The organism is Psychrobacter sp. CAL346-MNA-CIBAN-0220 (assembly GCF_040309805.1).
Lineage (GTDB): Bacteria > Pseudomonadota > Gammaproteobacteria > Pseudomonadales > Moraxellaceae > Psychrobacter.
Genome location: NZ_JBEOPF010000006.1, coordinates 1 through 17,334 on the forward strand (window position 1 = coordinate 1; position 17,334 = coordinate 17,334).

The 17,334-nt window shown below is 42.7% G+C and carries 18 protein-coding genes; 5 read left to right on the forward strand and 13 right to left on the reverse strand.

All coding sequences use genetic code 11. The features are described from left to right. Window positions 1-184: 184 nt before the first annotated feature. Together pssA and AAEY88_RS11095 are read right to left on the reverse strand one after the other, a co-directional pair. Window positions 185-1,117, reverse strand: coding sequence for a CDP-diacylglycerol--serine O-phosphatidyltransferase (gene pssA, locus AAEY88_RS11090; RefSeq protein WP_350562405.1), 933 nt, complete (start codon window positions 1,115-1,117; stop codon window positions 185-187). Window positions 1,118-1,129: 12 nt separating this feature from the next. Beyond that, window positions 1,130-2,005 carry a 23S rRNA (adenine(2030)-N(6))-methyltransferase RlmJ gene (locus tag AAEY88_RS11095; RefSeq protein ID WP_350562407.1) on the reverse strand — a complete coding sequence of 292 codons (876 nt, stop codon included), beginning with the start codon at window positions 2,003-2,005 and terminating at the stop codon, window positions 1,130-1,132. 130 nt (window positions 2,006-2,135) lie between these two features. On the opposite strand from AAEY88_RS11095, the gene AAEY88_RS11100 reads away from it, so the two are divergent. Further along, window positions 2,136-2,906: a 2OG-Fe(II) oxygenase gene (locus AAEY88_RS11100; RefSeq protein ID WP_350562409.1), complete on the forward strand. Its 771-nt coding sequence runs from the start codon at window positions 2,136-2,138 to the stop codon at window positions 2,904-2,906. A gap of 105 nt (window positions 2,907-3,011) precedes the next feature. Beyond that, complete coding sequence (gene dapE / locus AAEY88_RS11105) at window positions 3,012-4,199, forward strand: succinyl-diaminopimelate desuccinylase (protein WP_350562411.1); 1,188 nt, start codon at window positions 3,012-3,014, stop codon at window positions 4,197-4,199. A gap of 163 nt (window positions 4,200-4,362) precedes the next feature. On the opposite strand, the gene AAEY88_RS11110 is transcribed toward dapE, so the two are convergent. The 7 genes from AAEY88_RS11110 to AAEY88_RS11140 all read right to left on the reverse strand — a co-directional run bounded on the left by AAEY88_RS11110 (window position 4,363) and on the right by AAEY88_RS11140 (window position 9,526). Further along, window positions 4,363-4,809 carry a GNAT family N-acetyltransferase gene (locus AAEY88_RS11110; protein ID WP_350562413.1) on the reverse strand — a complete coding sequence of 149 codons (447 nt, stop codon included), beginning with the start codon at window positions 4,807-4,809 and terminating at the stop codon, window positions 4,363-4,365. 42 nt (window positions 4,810-4,851) lie between these two features. Beyond that, window positions 4,852-5,370, reverse strand: a complete 519-nt coding sequence (locus AAEY88_RS11115) for a GyrI-like domain-containing protein (protein WP_350562415.1) — start codon at window positions 5,368-5,370, stop codon at window positions 4,852-4,854. A gap of 72 nt (window positions 5,371-5,442) precedes the next feature. Then, on the reverse strand, window positions 5,443-5,655 hold the full coding sequence (gene iscX, locus AAEY88_RS11120; RefSeq protein ID WP_350562417.1) for a Fe-S cluster assembly protein IscX: 213 nt from the start codon (window positions 5,653-5,655) through the stop codon (window positions 5,443-5,445). Between the two features lie 106 nt (window positions 5,656-5,761). Next, on the reverse strand, window positions 5,762-6,301 hold the full coding sequence (locus AAEY88_RS11125; protein WP_350562419.1) for an acyl-CoA thioesterase: 540 nt from the start codon (window positions 6,299-6,301) through the stop codon (window positions 5,762-5,764). A gap of 203 nt (window positions 6,302-6,504) precedes the next feature. After that, a complete protein-coding gene (locus tag AAEY88_RS11130) occupies window positions 6,505-7,905 on the reverse strand; it encodes an NAD(P)(+) transhydrogenase (Re/Si-specific) subunit beta (protein ID WP_407074454.1) in 1,401 nt (466 codons plus the stop codon). Beyond that, window positions 7,902-8,240, reverse strand: a complete 339-nt coding sequence (locus AAEY88_RS11135) for a proton-translocating transhydrogenase family protein (RefSeq protein WP_350562604.1) — start codon at window positions 8,238-8,240, stop codon at window positions 7,902-7,904. Before AAEY88_RS11135 ends, AAEY88_RS11130 begins: the two co-directional genes overlap by 4 nt. A gap of 86 nt (window positions 8,241-8,326) precedes the next feature. Then, window positions 8,327-9,526 carry an NAD(P) transhydrogenase subunit alpha gene (locus tag AAEY88_RS11140; protein WP_350562421.1) on the reverse strand — a complete coding sequence of 400 codons (1,200 nt, stop codon included), beginning with the start codon at window positions 9,524-9,526 and terminating at the stop codon, window positions 8,327-8,329. 309 nt (window positions 9,527-9,835) lie between these two features. Here AAEY88_RS11140 and yaaA point away from each other — a divergent pair, with 309 nt between their 5' ends. Then, the gene (gene yaaA / locus AAEY88_RS11145) at window positions 9,836-10,636 is read left to right on the forward strand and encodes a peroxide stress protein YaaA (RefSeq protein WP_350562423.1); all 801 of its coding nucleotides are present in this window, start codon (window positions 9,836-9,838) and stop codon (window positions 10,634-10,636) included. A 133-nt stretch (window positions 10,637-10,769) separates the two neighbouring features. Here yaaA and groL read toward each other — a convergent pair whose 3' ends face one another. Further along, window positions 10,770-12,413, reverse strand: a complete 1,644-nt coding sequence (gene groL, locus AAEY88_RS11150) for a chaperonin GroEL (RefSeq protein WP_350562425.1) — start codon at window positions 12,411-12,413, stop codon at window positions 10,770-10,772. Window positions 12,414-12,473: 60 nt separating this feature from the next. Beyond that, window positions 12,474-12,764, reverse strand: coding sequence for a co-chaperone GroES (locus AAEY88_RS11155; RefSeq protein ID WP_144297704.1), 291 nt, complete (start codon window positions 12,762-12,764; stop codon window positions 12,474-12,476). Between the two features lie 533 nt (window positions 12,765-13,297). Between AAEY88_RS11155 and AAEY88_RS11160 the strand changes: the two genes are divergently transcribed. Further along, window positions 13,298-14,056 (forward strand): DUF3108 domain-containing protein, encoded by a 759-nt coding sequence (locus AAEY88_RS11160; protein WP_407074455.1) that lies wholly within the window; start codon window positions 13,298-13,300, stop codon window positions 14,054-14,056. Window positions 14,057-14,213: 157 nt separating this feature from the next. Here AAEY88_RS11160 and AAEY88_RS11165 read toward each other — a convergent pair whose 3' ends face one another. After that, window positions 14,214-14,594, reverse strand: a complete 381-nt coding sequence (locus AAEY88_RS11165) for a hypothetical protein (protein ID WP_350562608.1) — start codon at window positions 14,592-14,594, stop codon at window positions 14,214-14,216. Window positions 14,595-14,809: 215 nt separating this feature from the next. Further along, window positions 14,810-15,427, reverse strand: coding sequence for an NAD(P)H:quinone oxidoreductase (gene wrbA, locus AAEY88_RS11170; RefSeq protein WP_350562427.1), 618 nt, complete (start codon window positions 15,425-15,427; stop codon window positions 14,810-14,812). A gap of 321 nt (window positions 15,428-15,748) precedes the next feature. Between wrbA and AAEY88_RS11175 the strand changes: the two genes are divergently transcribed. Continuing rightward, a complete protein-coding gene (locus AAEY88_RS11175) occupies window positions 15,749-17,260 on the forward strand; it encodes a YihY family inner membrane protein (RefSeq protein WP_350562429.1) in 1,512 nt (503 codons plus the stop codon). The last annotated feature ends 74 nt before the right edge of the window (window positions 17,261-17,334 follow it).

Below are 17,334 nucleotides of genomic sequence, written 5' to 3' on the forward strand. Positions count from 1 at the left end.
GCCGCTATTCCCTTCCGACTGGGACGCATTATACGCAGTTTGAAGCGGGCGTCAAGGGGTGCGTGGATTGTTTTTATAATTAATTTAAATCAGCAATAAAAAAAGAACCATCCTAAATAGGGCGGCTCTTTTTGGAACATAAAGCTTATGATCTATCTACTACGAATTTAAGCTCGTATTATGTCTACATCTTACTTTTTAACGTTGTAAAGATACCTGATAAAGCGTAAATGATACCAATAGCTAAGATGCCAACCGGTATGTCATACAAGGCTATGCTCATTATTAGGACGCCAACAATAAGCACAACAAAAGGAACTTTCTTTTTATCAAATTCTTTAAAGCTATAATACTTGACGTTACTGACCATCAGCAAGCCACAAATAACGACCCAAGCGGCAAACAACATCATGACTAAGGTATCATATTGTCCGACCCACTCGTTATGATCAACGGCGACCATGACAGCAGCCGTTACTAAGATAGCGGCAAGTGGACTTGCGAGACCGACAAAGTACTTTTTATCCACTTCGCCAATCTGCACGTTAAAACGAGCCAAACGAAAAGCACCGCAAGCGGTAAAAACGAAAGCGCAACCAATACCAATACGACCTAATGGCTCTAACGCAAAACTATAAATCAAAATAGCAGGGGCGACACCAAAGGCCAGCATATCGGCTAAGGAGTCGTACTGCTCACCAAACGGGCTTTGCGCATTTAGCATCCGCGCGACCCTACCATCTGCACCATCGAGGATGGCCGATAAGAAAATCGCCAAAGATGCTTTATAAAACTCACCTTGGGTGCTGGCTAAAATAGAAAAGAAACCAGAAAGTAATGATAGCGTTGTGATTAAGTTGGGTGCTAAATAAACGCCACGACTGACCACTCGCTTACCTTCGGCGACCTCTGCCTCAATGACTTCAAAAGTCAGACCGTCATAATTGTCATTATCCGCTAAGCGAATATTAAACTCATGCTCATCGACAAAGGGCGGCTGAGTAGCCGCGCTATCTTGTAACAGAGGTTCTTTTGACAGTCCATCATTCAAATTATTATCCTCTGAACGATTTTTATTTAAGCTATTTGAGTTGTTAGGTGGTTGCTCAGTGGTCATAAAAGGGTCCTCTTATTCGCCAACCAGCCAGCGCACATTGGTGGCGCTATCAGGGGATAAGTCTGGTGCATCAGCAACTTTTAGTATCGGCTGTAAGAAACGTAGGATTTCACGCGCATGGTTATCAAACTGCCACGGCGGATTGATAATCAGCATGCCAGTACCGTTAAGACCAACAGCAATATCATTAGGATAGATATTTAGCTCACAAACCAACTGACGTTTTATTTCGGTACGTTTCATTTTTTTATAAAATAGCTCTACCGCTTCAATGTTTTTAATTGGGAACCATAGCGCATACGTACCTTGTGGCCATTTATTATACGAGGCAACCAATAAATTGATCAGACGGGTAAAGTCTTTGTGTTCCTGCTCATAGGGAGGATCTAGCAAAATCAGACCACGTTTCTCTTTTGGCGGAATAACGGCAGCAATACCTTCAAATGCATTACGATGATGAATACCGATGGGTAATTTATGCAATTGATAGTTAAGGGCATCATACTCAGTGGCTTTGGCTTCAAACGCTTCACCACGGACGCCGCCATCAGGGGTTTTTTCAACATGGTGGGCAATCCACCACGGTGAACCTGGATAGACTTTATTATCATAAGTGAATCTAGCTTGTTTAATACCTTCCACATAATCTTTAATAGCCGCAGGTGCTTTCTCAGTGTCAGCCTTCATAATCGCTTGAATGCCACCTTTAGCTTCACCAGTCTTGCGCGCCTCTTCACTGCTAAGAGAGTACAGGCCACGACCGCCATAAGCGTCAAGCACGTAAAAAGGCTTGTTCTTCTGGCCTAATTGATTAAGCAGTTGTACCAATAGAATGTGTTTGACCACATCAGCAAAGTTACCGGCGTGATAGGCGTGTTTATAGTTCATAAGTTCAAAAGTTTAAGTAAGAAAAATTGCATCTATGGTAGCATAGGAACAGTAAAAAATAACGATGGTTTTGGTAAACAGGCGTTGATTGATTACTGATTAATAAGGGCAGCTATTAATAAGGGATAAAATGACCGAGATTATCAGCAACCTTCACTTGACAGGCCTAAGCTCGACAGAGTCAGCTATCGATAATCCGATAGGAGATAATAATCCGCCGCTGCTTACTCCTAACGTCGATGATTTTAACGATACGCCACTTACCCAACATGAACTACAACTGTCCGATTTCGAAGTTAACTGGCAAGATAGGTTTACTGATACGCAACTTGATCAGCTAGTCAATAATGGCTGGGTCATCCTTGATGATGTTTTCGACCATAAAGCCTTATTAGCCTTGCAAGCGGAAAGTGGTTTTATTGATTATCGAGAAGCGCAGCTCACCGCCGGTATTCGCATTAGTAACATCCGCGGTGATAAAATACGCTGGATTACTAAAGACTTTTTTGCCGGGTTTTATTATTTACAAAGTATCAATGCGCTTGCCGCCGTGCTTAATCGCAGTTTGTTCGCGGGCATTCGTCATAGTGAAGCGCATTATGCTTGCTATCCGGTTGGCTTCGGCTATCAATGGCATAGTGACAATCCTGCTGGTCGCGATGAACGCGTCATCTCAGCGGTGTTTTATCTCAATGATAAATGGACAATAAGTGATGGCGGAGCGTTGGAGATTATAGATAACGACGGTATATATCATCACGTTATGCCAGCTGCCAATCGCTTGATAATATTTGATAGCAACCTGCAACACCAAGTACAAATCGCTCATCGCCAGCGTTACTCTATTGCCACATGGATGCGCCGCGATAACTTAGTGCCTTTTATTAAAGATGGTATTTAAGACTTATAAAGCTTATTAGAAATTATCAATAATTTATATTTAGTTCCACCTACTGTCTGATCATGCGTATTTATCATCTCAATTTATAATATAAAAGGTTCATTAATGTCCAACAATAGCTCACAACAAGCGACCCTAGATTTAAGTATTGCATTAATGGCGCGCCCTTCAGTGACGCCTGATGATACCGGTTGCCAAGACATCTTGTCAGAACGATTATCACAAGCGGGCTTTGACTGCGAGTTTATGTACTTCGGTGATAAGAAAAAAAGCGGTGAACATGCTGAGGTCAAAAACTTATGGGCGCGGCGCGGAATATCTGAGCCAGTGATTTGCTTTGCTGGTCATACTGATGTGGTGCCAACAGGTGATGAAAAGAATTGGACGTATCCGCCATTTACGCCAACGATTGACGATGGTTATTTATGGGGACGCGGGGCCGCTGACATGAAAACTGGAATTGCTGCCTTTACCGTTGCCGCTGAACGCTTCGTACGTAATTATCCTGAACACAAAGGTTCTATCGCCTTCCTGATCACCTCAGATGAAGAAGGGCCGTCAATCAATGGCACCGTAAAAGTTATTGAAGCACTAGAAGCACGAAATGAGAAAATTACTTATTGCCTTGTTGGTGAGCCATCGAGTACCGATACTTTAGGCGATATTATCAAGAATGGTCGCCGTGGCTCACTGGGTGCGGTGTTAACCGTTACTGGTAAACAAGGTCACGTCGCCTATCCACATTTAGCGTCCAATCCTATTCATGCGGTCTTGCCAGCATTAGCAGAATTAACCGCTGCGACTTGGGATGCTGGTAATGAGTACTTCCCCGCCACCTCACTGCAAATCTCCAATATCAATGGCGGTACTGGCGCGACTAATGTCATTCCGGAAACGTTAGAGGCGGTCTTTAACTTTCGCTTTTCGACTGAAACCACGGCTGAAGAACTCAAATCTAAAACCCATGCGATATTTGATAAGTATTTCAAAGACAGCAAAGCCAGTTATACTATCAACTGGAAACTATCCGGCAAGCCATTTTTAACTCCTGAAGGTAAATTAGTCTCGGCTTGCCAGCAAGCTATTAAGTCAGTTACGGATATCGATACGACGTTATCAACTTCTGGCGGCACCTCTGACGGTCGCTTTATTGCCCCAACTGGCGCGCAAGTGGTTGAGCTGGGTGTGCGCAATGCCACTATTCATCAAGTTGATGAAAAAGTTGAGGTTGATGATTTGGGACGATTAGCGCAGATTTATGAAGGTATCTTAGAGAACTTACTATTAGATTAAAACTGTAAGCAGATAAATACTATTGTTCCCATGAAAAAGCGCCACTTGCTTAGCAGATGGCGCTTTTTTATTCTAATAAGGATGATGGCGAGCTGCAAATCATAATTTGTTGGTTTCAAACTATAGCCAGCTATATATAATTAGTTTTGATTTGAAACTATTATTAACTCACCACTTTAACCCATGCGTTATCATCTTTTTCAAAACCAATCTTAGAATAGACTGTCTCATTGCTAACCCCAACAGCATCAGGCGTAGATAGTAGAATAATCTTACAGCTGGGTGGTAACTGCTGCTCAATTTTCTTGATCATCAGCTTGCCAATACCTTGATGTTGGTAATCTTCTACTACTGCTAAATCTGATAGATAACAGCAATAGCTAAAGTCACTAACGCAACGTGCGACGCCTATCAGCTGTTTTTCATTATTATCTAACTGCTTATCAGTCCATGCAGTTATTAATAAATCAGCATTATCAAGCATGCCTTTTATCATATAGTAACTATCTAACGGTCGGCGTATACCTAAGCTACATTTACCAAGCAACTCAACAAACTGCTCAGGGCTAATAGCGGTGTTGATTTGATAGGTCACTTGCTGCCTTGTCACAGACTATCCTCTTAGAGTTTACTTTTTATGGTGTTGATAGCTTTACTCGATACCAATATATAGATCTACTTGACCGTATACTAGATTGCCATCGATGTAGTGCTCAAAATCGATATCGTAAGCTCGGGTGTGCTCACAGCTTGGGTCATTAAAGTATGCCCAAACCTTCTCCCAAGCATTCATCACCGTATTAGGCATGTTACCATGTTCAGAAAATACCATATACTTTCCTGTAGGAATAGTCACCGTTACCACATTGCCAGCATTGAGACCAGCACTAAGAGTAGCGTCCTTGCCTGACTGATCTTGCTCGCCTTGCTGACTACCTACCTTCCAACTGGCCACTACATCAAAAGCGCCGACGTCATCGCTCTCATAGTTGTGATAAATACCATAAATATCCTCACCTTCTTCAAGATGACTAACATGATCTTGATAGAATTTTTGCCATAATCTACCTAATTTGGCAGTGTCATGGCTGATTTCAGCAATATTGGTCGTACGAACGCTGATACCTTTACAAGCTACCGCTTCGGTGAGCTCTTTAATTTGTGAAGTCATGGTGCTGCCTGTCCTGTTCTTTTGTTTAAGAGCATCGTTATTTAAGGTCATAGTTAAAGTAAAAGAATCGAACTAGTCGGCGGCTTCATCAATCCAGTTCATTTGAATAGATTCTAATATACCTTCGTTCGATTTTTTTGGATCGTCATCAAAGCCTTCAAGCTCTGTTATCCAACGATGTAAATCAGTAAAACGTATTTGTTGTGGATCAGTCTCAGGAAATTTTTCATAAAGCTCAATAGCGATGTCTAAGCTATCTGTCCATTTTAATGGCTGCGGGGTCATAACTGCTCCTTAAAATTAAATATTAATATGATCACGTTATTGTGCTCTATCCTAGCAAACTTCGCCGGATAATGTATAGCCAAGCCTCACAATTATTAGTAACCGTCTATTGATGCGTTGGGGTAGATTTCACTGCTACCTGATGGGTATTCCAAGAAGTGATGACATCGGTGAGCTGCTCCCCTGCCATATCTAGACAACTGGGCTCGCATTTACCTTGTTTATTCATCAATACAAACTTGGTCATTCCCACTGCCATCAGCTGATTTTTTACAAAGAAACGATGCTCAAAGTAAACATATTTATGATCCCAACCAGCGAGGGTGCTACTAACGGTCATTTTATCTAAAAATTTGATTTCTTTAAGATAAATCATCTCTTGCATGGCAATAATCCATTGCAATGACTTGATGTTTTTTTGATGACAGCATGCCAGCAGCCAGCGAGTAATGTTTAGCTCAATAAAGGATAAGTAGCGATAATTGGGTAAGTGATCACGAAAACCCATATCATGCGGTAACACTCGATAGTGGCGCACAACAGGCTCAGTAAGTAGCTCCATACTGAGCCGACCATCAACCGCCTGCTGTTTAAGTTGCTGCTTAAGCAAGCCAATCATAATAAAAAAACGCAGCAACATGTTCATGGGTCACTCTCTTATTAAGTATTGTGGATGAATGGAAGTGGCTTATAAGAAAAAGGCGAAGAAACTTAACGCAAAAAAAGCCACCTCAGTGACTTTTAATAACTAACAACATCTCATAACAAATATTCTTCAATCTATTCTAACACTACTACCAATTTGCAACAGCAGACAGCCTAGACGCTAGCGTTTAATTAACAGTGAGATTAATGACCTGCACCATTGATGCTGCGTACCATTTCTTCGACCATTTTTTTGGCATCACCAAATATCATCATAGTCTTATCCATATAGAATAAGCTGTTGTCTAAGCCAGCGTAACCCGTGCTCATTGAACGCTTGATGACCATGACCGTTTGTGCTTTGCTCACCTCCAAGATAGGCATACCAAATATCGGTGAGGTCGGATCGTCTTTGGCAGAAGGATTCACCACATCGTTAGCACCAATGACCACTACAATATCAGTACTCGCAAAATCCGAGTTGATCTCATCCATCTCGAGAATATCCTCATAAGGCACGTCAGCTTCAGCCAGTAAGACGTTCATATGCCCCGGCATCCGTCCTGCGACCGGATGTATGGCAAAGCGGACATTAACCCCTTCTTCTTTTAGTAGCTCATATAATTCTTTTACTGCATTTTGCGCGCGACCTTGTGCCATACCGTACCCAGGAACGATAATCACATCGCTAGCATTGGCCATTAAGAACCCCGCATCTTCTGCTGAGCCCGATTTATAGTTTTTGGGTGCGCCATCATCTGTGCCCGCAGCAACAGCTGTTGTGCCCATACCGCCAAATAATACGTTAAGTAGTGAGCGATTCATGGCGCGACACATGATATAAGACAAAATAGCACCGGATGAACCGACTAGTGAACCGGCAATAATCAACATCGAGTTGCCAAGCGTAAAGCCAATACCGGCTGCTGCCCAACCTGAAAATGAGTTGAGTAAAGACACCACCACAGGCATATCACCGCCACCGATAGGTGCAATCCACATCCAACCAAACACGATTGCTATGACTGCCATCGCATAAAAGGCTGGTAGTGAATCAGTCATAAAGTAAATTGCTCCAAAACCAATCATAGCGATAAACAGAATCGCTTGTACCGGTTTGACCCAACTGCCAACTAAGGTTTTTGCCCAGCTCTTAGCGGCAAGTTTGCCAAAAGCAAAGACGGAAGCTGAAAAGGTAATCGCCCCGATAAAGCAACCGATAAATAGCTCTAAGCGTGCAACTGTACCATGTGCTTGCTCAGTATGTAGCACCGTTGCCAGCGCAATGGCCACTGCTGCTAAACCAACAAATGAGTGCATTAGCGCCACAGTTTCTGGCATTTGGGTCATTGCAACTGTTTTTGCTTTCCACATGCCGACGATAGCACCTAATACCATCGCACCAATAATTAGCCATAGTACGGGGCCTTCAGCTAAGAAAAACGTGGTCACAACCGCAATGGCCATTGCTGCCATACCTAGACGGTTACCACGAATAGCAGTTTTTGGACTAGAGAGTCCACGTAGCGTTAAGACAAATAATATAGCACCGATTAAGTAAAACCAGTCAGCGTTGGTAGCTATCATGTTAGTTAAATCGTTCATGCGTCACCTCCGCTATCAGCAGATGTCACAGGAGCTTTTTTAGGTTTTGGTTTAAACATGGCGAGCATACGCTCAGTCACCGCAAAACCACCGAAAATATTAATACTGGCTAGAAATACCGCAAAAGCGCCAAGCAAACTGGTCACTGTAAACATAGATCCGTCGATAGTAACGGTCTGCAGCATCGCACCGACAATGACAATACTCGATAGCGCATTGGTCACCGCCATTAATGGCGTATGTAGCGCTGGCGTCACGCCCCAAACGACGTAATATCCGACAAAAATGGCGAGCACGAATACCGTAAAAATCGCTACAAATGGTGTGCTACTCATGACTTCTCCAGCTTGAGACATGGCTAATACAGTGACAATCATCTTATCCTCCTAAAAGTTTATTGATTACTGATAATATAAAAAAATTAGCGCTTAGTAAGGCGTACCTGACCATCATGCGTGACTGCCAATGCGCCCTGAATCTCATCTTCCATGTTTAAGTGAAGGGTTAGTTTGCTGCCTACTTTGGTATCTGAGTTATTATTATCAGTAGTGGCTTCGAGGATTGCCTCAGAAGTTCCTTCAGATGCGATTAAGGTAGTGATGAAATTGACCAGATTATTAGCATAGAAATCTGAGGATTGCGCGGCAAGCATAGAGGGAATATTACCCGCACCAACGATACGCACCCCATTAACAGTAGTAATCGTTTCATTTTCTACGCTGCCCTCAACATTACCGCCGGTCGCAGCAGCCATATCAATCAACACTGAGCCCGCTCTCATTTTGGCAATGGTCGCTTGGTGTACCAATCGCGGGGCTTGTCGACCGGGGATTTGCGCGGTCGTAATGACGATATCAGCGGCGCTTAGCGCTTTGTCCACCACCGCCGCTTGGTCTTTGATATACTGTTCTGACGGTGTCCACGCGTAGCCGCCAGTGGCTTTAGCCTTTTGCGCCTCCTCTTCACTCATGGGTACATCAAGCCATTTACCACCAAGCGACTCCACTTGTTCTTTAGCAGCAGGACGTAAATCACTGGCCTCAACGACTGCCCCTAAACGCTTGGCAGTAGCAATCGCTTGCAAGCCTGCCACCCCAACACCTAAGATGACTACTTTAGCGGGCTTTACCGTTCCCGCTGAAGTCATAAACATCGGGAAAGGACGCGAGTATTCATTGGCAGCAAGCAGTACCGCTTTATAGCCGGCAAGGTTGGCCTGCGATGACAACACATCCATATTTTGCGCTCGTGACAAGGTGCGCGGTAGCAGCTCCATTGCAAAAGCGGATACACCTTTTGCGGCATAAATGTCAAGCTGGGTATTACGGTAAGGGTCGAGCATGCCGATGACAATCTGTCCAGATGCTAAGCTTTCGGTTATCGTTGATGGCAAATCATTGACCGTGGTGATAATACGCGCAGCAGCAATGACGTCGCTGCTACCGCCTACAATACTGGCACCCGCAGCTTGATACAGATCATCAGCATAATAAGCGGCACATCCTGCACCAGACTGTATCACCACCTCAAACCCCAGCTTCCGTAACTTTTTAACTGCGTCTGGGGTCAGCGCTACACGATTCTCGTGGGCAAAATCTGCACTAATGACACCGATTTTCATAACATCTCCTTATGTCTTATTGCATAACTTGCTGGTGCCCTATGATTTAACTCATAAACCCACCCAGCAAAGAAAGCCTTGGCCATTGTTCAAACCAAAGGTTTGAATCCAATGGTATCAATTTAATAAATGATAATCACATTACCATCATGCCTTTTTATTATAAAGATATTTTTTACTAACTTTCATTGACTATTGATGACCCGTAAGTAGCATTAAAGGCTAACTCTTCACCCCATTCTCATAATTTTTATTGCTATATTTAGAATTTTTATTTTTTCAATGACTGTATAACCATAAGGAATGACTATGTATTTTGTACTCTCCCCTGCTAAATCTTTAAATGAAATCGACCCTGTGCCACTGAATCTGGGTAATTATTACAGCCAGCCTGCATTCATTAAGGAATCAGCACAGCTCATTAAGCAACTCAAAACCAAAGATCCCATAGATCTACAAGAACTCATGAAAATCTCTTCCGACCTTGCGACCTTAAATGCGGAGCGCAACCATGACTGGCAACTGCCTTTTACTACTGACAACGCTAAACCTGCCAGCTATTTATTTGATGGTGATGTCTATACTGGGTTAGACAGTTATGGCATGGATAAGGAAGCCATACTTTACTTAAATGAGCACTTAGGGATTTTATCTGGTTTATATGGTCTGCTAAAACCCTTAGACTTAATGCAGCCGTATCGGTTAGAAATGGGCACTAAGCTTGAAAACGAGCGCGGGGCTAATTTATATGAATTTTGGGATGGGAAAATTACTGAGCTACTGAACGAACGTATCAAAGAAACCCAGTCAGGGAGTGAAGAACAGGTTTTGGTTAACTTAGCATCAAATGAGTACTTTAATGCGGTTAAGAAAAAAGCGCTGGAGGCAGATATTATTACTCCACGCTTTGAAGATGAAAAGAATGGAACATATAAAGTGATTGGCTTTTACGCCAAAAAAGCACGCGGACTGATGGTAAAGTATGCCGCTGATAATAAGCTTACTCACGCAGAGCAGCTAAAGGACTTTAATCTAGCAGGATATCGTTACTGTGCAGAAGCATCAGATGATAAGACTTGGACGTTTAGACGTGATGAGAGTGACCAGTAATAACAGCAACAGCCCTAGTAGATAAGCACAAAAAAAGCCCCAACTCATTGAGTTGGGGCTTTTTTTGTGCTGTAATCACCAATAGTTATCATTGATGATTTTTAGCAGATAGAAATATAAGTTTTAGAGCAGCTTACATCATGCCGCCCATACCGCCCATTCCGCCACCAGCACCGCCCATGCCAGCCATGCCGTCATCGCTTTCTGGTAGGTCAGTAATCATCGCTTCGGTTGTGAGCATCAAACCGGCAATAGAAGCAGCATTTTCTAGAGCTGAGCGCGCAACTTTCGCTGGATCAAGAATACCCATTTCAAGCATATCGCCATAAACGCCAGTAGCAGCGTTGTAACCGTAGTTACCCGTACCGTTTTTCACTTCGTTAACGACAACTGAAGCTTCTTCACCTGAGTTGGTCACGATTTGACGAAGTGGTGATTCCATTGCACGACGTAGGATATTGATACCGGCGTCTTGGTCGTCGTTATCGCCTTTAAGATCAGCCAATGCATTCATAGCACGAACCAATGCGACACCGCCGCCAGGAACAACCCCTTCTTCAACCGCAGCACGAGTCGCATGCAAGGCATCATCAACGCGATCTTTCTTCTCTTTCATTTCTGTTTCAGTTGCTGCGCCAACCTTAATCACCGCAACACCGCCGGCTAGTTTTGCCATGCGCTCTTGTAGCTTTTCTTTATCGTAGTCAGAGGTTGATTCTTCAGCTTGACGACGGATAGAATCTACACGCTCATTGATATCAGCGGTGTTACCTGCGCCATTAACGATAACGGTATTTTCTTTACCGACAGTGACTTTTTTCGCGGTACCAAGCTGCTCAAGAGTAGCTGTTTCTAAACTCAGACCAATTTCTTCTGAGATAACGGTACCGCCAGTTAGCGTAGCGATATCTTGTAGCATTGCTTTACGACGATCGCCAAAACCTGGTGCTTTTACCGCACAAGTTTTTAAGCCGCCACGCATGTTGTTAACTACTAAGGTTGCCAATGCTTCGTTTTCAACGTCTTCAGCAATAATAAGCAACGGTTTGCTTTGCTGCATTACTTGCTCAAGTAATGGCACAATTTCGCGAATATTGCTGATTTTTTTGTCAACAAGCAAGATATAAGGATTTTCAAATTCAGCGGTTAAGCTGTCTTGCTTATTAGCAAAGTATGGGCTGATATAACCACGGTCAAACTGCATACCTTCAACAACTTCTAAGGTATCTTCGAAGCTTGACCCTTCTTCGACGGTGATAACGCCTTGCTTGCCGACTTTTTGCATCGCTTGCGAAATCAATTCACCGATTTTGGTGTCTGAGTTAGCAGAGATAGAACCCACTTGGGCAATGGCTTTTTCATCGTCAGCTGGGGTGGCTAGCAGATGAATTTGTTTGACCGCTTCACGTACCGCTTTATCAATACCGCGCTTAAGATCCATTGGGTTCATGCCAGCGGCAACTGATTTCATGCCTTCTTGCAAGATAGATTGCGCCAATACCGTCGCAGTAGTCGTACCATCACCAGCCACGTCATTAGTACGGCTAGCAACTTCACGGACCAACTGCGCGCCCATGTTTTCAAATTTGTTTTCAAGCTCGATTTCTTTGGCTACTGAAACACCATCTTTAGTGATGGTTGGGGCACCAAATGACTTATCGATAACCACGTTACGACCTTTAGGGCCTAAGGTGACTTTGACCGCGTTTGCTAGAATGTTCACGCCGTCCATCATTTGTTTGCGGGCATCGCTGCCAAATTTTACGTCTTTTGCCATGTTAAATTACTCCAATAATAAATGTAGGGGTTCTGAGAAAGGGGGCAAAAATGCTATAAACTAGCCTTCTAGAACACCCAATACATCAGCTTCTTTCATAATCAGTAGTTCTTCGCCGTCAACTTTAACGGTTTGGCCCGCATATTGACCGAACAATACTTTGTCGCCAACTTTTACGTCTAGCGCACGCGTTTCGCCATTGTCACGAATCTGACCGTTACCAGTTGCCAACACTTCACCTTGTGACGGTTTTTCTTGTGCTGAACCTGGTAATAAAATACCACCAGCCGTTTTTGTTTCTTCTTCTATGCGGCGGACGACAATACGGTCATGTAAAGGACGGATATTCATCGATATGACTCCAAAAGGTTGGTTATCTGAATTGAAAAATTATTTAAGTTAAGAGACTCAACTCCAATATCTTAAAGATAATCATTGAGCTTGTCCCCAAAAGTGGGGGCAAGCTCAAATGGCTTCAAGTACAAAGTCAAAAAACTTACAAGAATACTGTATAGCAGACACTAGTGATAACGATCATCAAGCAGTTCAAACTTTGAGAATAAGACTATAAAAATCATGGTTACTTATCAAGAAGTAGCAGCCATCTGTCAGCAAACAAGAGCTATTTATTAATACAATAATAGACACCCATTAGAGCATTAAAGCCAATCAGCAATTTTACTCACAGCTCATTATCACCAAGTAATAGCGCGGGGGCTTCTGGCAACACTAACAACAAAATCCAAACGGCTTCCCCTTTCTTTACTCTTGAAAATGTTACAGAGTATGGCCATTATAGCTGCTAAGTAATAAAGACTTGAATAATAGTTATGAAGCAAAGCTTGTAAATAGCAGCGCTCAAATTGATTGATTAAGGACTATCTATGACACCATTACATTCTATAAACAACCCTTCTACTCACATAAAACGCAGTAAACACAAACTGCTATCAGCATTGACGACAGGTGCAAGCATTGCTGCTATTGGAGCGCTAAGTATGACCGCCCCCACCCTTGCCAGCGCAAAAAACATACAGCCTTCCAGTGCTGACTATAGCTTTACCATAGAAGATAAATATAAAGGATCGGCTACTCGAACGTTAAGTAAATCAGGCAATCTTTGGAAATATGATGTTAAGGCACGCGTTGCCGGCGTCGCTAGCGCCTCACAGAGTAGCGCCTTCACTATTAATGGTAATAATGTTAGCCCAACTCAAGCCAGTACTACTTATAAAATATTGGGTATTGGCCGCACCCATAAACTCAATTTTGACCCCAATAAAAAGCAAGTAATGAGCAATTATAAAGGTAAAAGTACTAACTTAAATATGGATCAGCAAGCTTTTGACGATCTAAGTCTTGAAGTACAAATTCGCCAAGACTTACTTAATGGTAAATTCTCTGGCAATTACTACATGGCCAAACACGATAAGATAGAAAAGACTCCCTTTAAAAAGTCGGCCAATACTAAAATTACGGTACCTGCAGGTACATTTGATACGGTGCGCGTTGATCGCGTTCATGATGACAACAGCCGCTCTACCAGCTTTTGGTTAGCACCGAGCTTAGATTATCTACCGGTGAAAGTCAGCCAAATCAATGACGGTAAGAAAATGGATTTAGAACTAACCAAAGTAAATTAAGCCGTTAATAATTAATAATTTAACTTGCGGCAAAAACATGTCGCAAAAAAGCGGTGCTCTAACTATTAGGGCGCCGCTTTTTTGTTATTCATTTATAAGAGCGAACGAGGCTTTTGACAACCTCATTATTTGATAAGCTAACAATTCGATAATTGAGCTACTTTTCTACATTATTCATCGAAGGTAGCCACTTTAATAGTATGAATAGCCAGGTATTAATGGATAGCAATAAAACAAAATCAAACACATAAACCAAGATTTCAGCCCAGCTGCTACCATAAATGCGGGTAAATAACACCACGCCACTGGCACCCAAATATACTAGGGTAATCATACTACCAACCAATAACGCATAAGGTGAGCGCCCACGTAGTATCCACGGAGTCAAGATAAATGCGGGTACCAGCCACAGCGCTTGCCATGCAATACCGCCAATAATATCAGGGTTCATCGGGTTAAAAATACTGATTAAAACCGGTAATCCTAGTAATCGATAGACCAGCCATACCAACCATGTCAACATTAAACGTCGCTGCATCGGTGCAATAGGTTTACTGGGCTTAGTAAGCTTGCCCGATTTTTTTGTAGGCGTAGGAGTACGGCTAGCTGACGCGCTAGTTGGCTTAACACTAGCCTCGTTGTTAATCGGTGCTGGGGTTTGATCTGTGATTTTATTATCAGGGCGATTAGGCATTAGATATGTTTACTTCCTAATTTAGATCGTTATGCTTAGGGCACTAGCAGGTAGATAGTTTAGCGCTTCCAATCAGCTTTTGCCAATGCTGCAGCACTGATGGCAAGGCGACGACCTTGGGCTATCGCTAATTCACGCTCGTCAGCAGATACCGGTTGATCATGGGCAGGACCGCTAACATGACTCACGCCATAAGGTGTGCCACCACGATGGGTACGATTGAGCGCTGGCTCCGCATATGGCAATCCTATAATCATCATGCCATGGTGAATAAGTGGCAACATCATAGTCAGCAAGGTGGTTTCTTGCCCACCATGCATTGAGCCTGTCGCCGTAAATACCGACGCCGGTTTATTCTGCAAATTACCTGCCAGCCAAATAGTAACGGTATTGTCCCAAAAGTACTTCATAGGCGCGGCCATATTGCCAAAATGGGTCGGACTGCCAAGTGCCAAACCCATACAATCTTTAAGATCATCCATCGTACAGTAGAGATCACCTTCATCAGGAATGGCAGGCTTACTTGATGTGGTTACAGGTGCAACCATTGGCACCGTACGAATACGCGCTGTCATGCCAGCATCTTCAATGCCTTGGGCGATAGCATAAGCTAACGTTTTAGTAGTGCCGTAACTAGAATAATAGAGTACCAAAGCGTAAGGCATGGTTTGACTCATTAGCAACCCTTCCTTTTAAATTATTATGATGAGAGTGTTAATAGTAATGGTAATAGTCACATTATGCCCGACTCATCAGCTCACTTGCAAACTAACCTCTGCCGATGGTAATGCATTATATTCAAAGCTCTGTAAATCTGCTATAGCAGCAGCCACGCTTGCTTGACTTATATACTATCTACACTCAATTTCCTTGAATCAAAATTATCTAAATTCAGCTATTTAGAGTACCGCTAAGCATTTTGACACAAATAAGGAGAAGGTGCTGGCGGCACATTTTTGTTACACTATTCTGACTTTTATATCTCTTAATTGGACGACATGGAAAACTTACTAAAAAAAATCCCGTTTTTACAACAACGTTGGTTTCAATTTTTACGATTTTTGACGCGGCACTTTTTTGAGGATAACTGCCAACAAAAAGCAGCCTCCCTAACCTATACCACCATGTTGTCAATTGTGCCTATATTAACGGTACTATTGATGATTTTGTCTTCTGTACCTGCCCTAGCATCCGTTAGAGCACAAATGTATGAAGTCATTTATAGCAATTTACTGCCCCAATCAAGCCTGCAAGTTAGCAAATATATCAATAGCTTCGCTGAGAAATCCTCAAACTTGACCATCATCGGGGCGATGATTTTATTTTTCACTACTATCATGACCTTAACCACGATTGAGCGCGCCTTCAATCAGATTTGGCGGGTAGAGGATCGTTCTGGTGGCCTTAAAAGCATGTTGCGCTACTGGACCATTGTTACCTTGGGTCCGTTAGTACTGGGCACTGCCTTTATTGCTTCAAGTACCGTACAAAGTCTGAGTTTCTTAAATCAACAGATTGGCGGTTATGGTATTGATTGGTCATTTTGGGTACAAATAGTCTCAATTAGCGTGACGGTCGCTGGTTTTATTGGCATGTACTGGTTTATCCCTAAAGCCCGCGTTCCCGTAAAGAATGCGGCCATTGCCGGTATTTTTGTAGCGATTGTCTTTGAGCTACTAAAACATGTTTTTGGTACAGTAATGAGTAACTTTACCAGTTATGAGGCCATTTATGGGGCATTTGCCGCCTTACCAATTTTCTTATTATGGATCTATTTATCATGGAATTTGATTTTATTGGGCGTTGAGATTAGCTATACCTTAACAATCTTTGAAACCAAAGAAGTCTATCCACGTCATCCGCTACTGAGCTTATTGGATATGCTCAACTTGGTGTATACCCATCATCTAAAAGGTGATGCGGTTAGCGAGCAAGAGCTGCGCAATGTATTAGGCCGAAAAGAGTTGCCAAAATGGTATACCTATATTAATTATCTTAAAGACAGCAACTTAATTACAACGACAGAAAATGATGAATACGTGCTAAAAAAAGACCTGCGCAAAATGACCTTATGGGATTTTTATCGCACTCTCCCTTATCCATTACCAATTAAAGATGAGCTTGATGAGATGACAGAGGAGGATCAGAAACCTTGGTTAGGTCTGTTAGTAAATCGGTTCGTGAATACCGAAGCCTGTGCTAAAGAGCAGCTAAATTTGCCACTAGCCGCTATTTTTGCTCATAGTCAACCGCGCAAAAAATCTGTCGATAAATCTTCTGCTCATTTTTCTAAAAATGACTCAGAGTATAAAGACCGCTTAGATGATAATGCCCTGTCAAACCTTGAGCCCACTGCTTATGATAAAAACAGTGGCGTAGAATACGATAATTATCATCGTGAAATTTTGATTCCCGATGATAATGGCGACCAGCAGCAGTCAGTAAATAACAGCAGTGGTAGTAAGAACAATATCATTACCGAAGCAGACAATCCAAGCGCCAATAAGTAGCTTTTATAACGTGAATATTGGTGCCATTATAAAAACAGTATGCCAATATAAAAGCCAGCTGAACATTGTTGATA

Coding starts and splice junctions, on each gene's coding strand:
- dapE (WP_350562411.1), top strand. CDS start 3,012: ATGTCCAACAATAGCTCACAACAAGCGACCCTAGATTTAAGTATTGCA.
- AAEY88_RS11125 (WP_350562419.1), bottom strand. CDS start 6,301: ATGAACATGTTGCTGCGTTTTTTTATTATGATTGGCTTGCTTAAGCAG.
- groL (WP_350562425.1), bottom strand. CDS start 12,413: ATGGCAAAAGACGTAAAATTTGGCAGCGATGCCCGCAAACAAATGATG.
- AAEY88_RS11165 (WP_350562608.1), bottom strand. CDS start 14,594: ATGCAGCGACGTTTAATGTTGACATGGTTGGTATGGCTGGTCTATCGA.
- AAEY88_RS11140 (WP_350562421.1), bottom strand. CDS start 9,526: ATGAAAATCGGTGTCATTAGTGCAGATTTTGCCCACGAGAATCGTGTA.
- iscX (WP_350562417.1), bottom strand. CDS start 5,655: ATGACCCCGCAGCCATTAAAATGGACAGATAGCTTAGACATCGCTATT.
- AAEY88_RS11175 (WP_350562429.1), top strand. CDS start 15,749: ATGGAAAACTTACTAAAAAAAATCCCGTTTTTACAACAACGTTGGTTT.
- AAEY88_RS11160 (WP_407074455.1), top strand. CDS start 13,298: ATGACACCATTACATTCTATAAACAACCCTTCTACTCACATAAAACGC.
- pssA (WP_350562405.1), bottom strand. CDS start 1,117: ATGACCACTGAGCAACCACCTAACAACTCAAATAGCTTAAATAAAAAT.
- AAEY88_RS11100 (WP_350562409.1), top strand. CDS start 2,136: ATGACCGAGATTATCAGCAACCTTCACTTGACAGGCCTAAGCTCGACA.
- AAEY88_RS11095 (WP_350562407.1), bottom strand. CDS start 2,005: ATGAACTATAAACACGCCTATCACGCCGGTAACTTTGCTGATGTGGTC.
- AAEY88_RS11130 (WP_407074454.1), bottom strand. CDS start 7,905: ATGAACGATTTAACTAACATGATAGCTACCAACGCTGACTGGTTTTAC.
- wrbA (WP_350562427.1), bottom strand. CDS start 15,427: ATGAGTCAAACCATGCCTTACGCTTTGGTACTCTATTATTCTAGTTAC.
- yaaA (WP_350562423.1), top strand. CDS start 9,836: ATGTATTTTGTACTCTCCCCTGCTAAATCTTTAAATGAAATCGACCCT.
- AAEY88_RS11115 (WP_350562415.1), bottom strand. CDS start 5,370: ATGACTTCACAAATTAAAGAGCTCACCGAAGCGGTAGCTTGTAAAGGT.
- AAEY88_RS11155 (WP_144297704.1), bottom strand. CDS start 12,764: ATGAATATCCGTCCTTTACATGACCGTATTGTCGTCCGCCGCATAGAA.
- AAEY88_RS11135 (WP_350562604.1), bottom strand. CDS start 8,240: ATGAGTAGCACACCATTTGTAGCGATTTTTACGGTATTCGTGCTCGCC.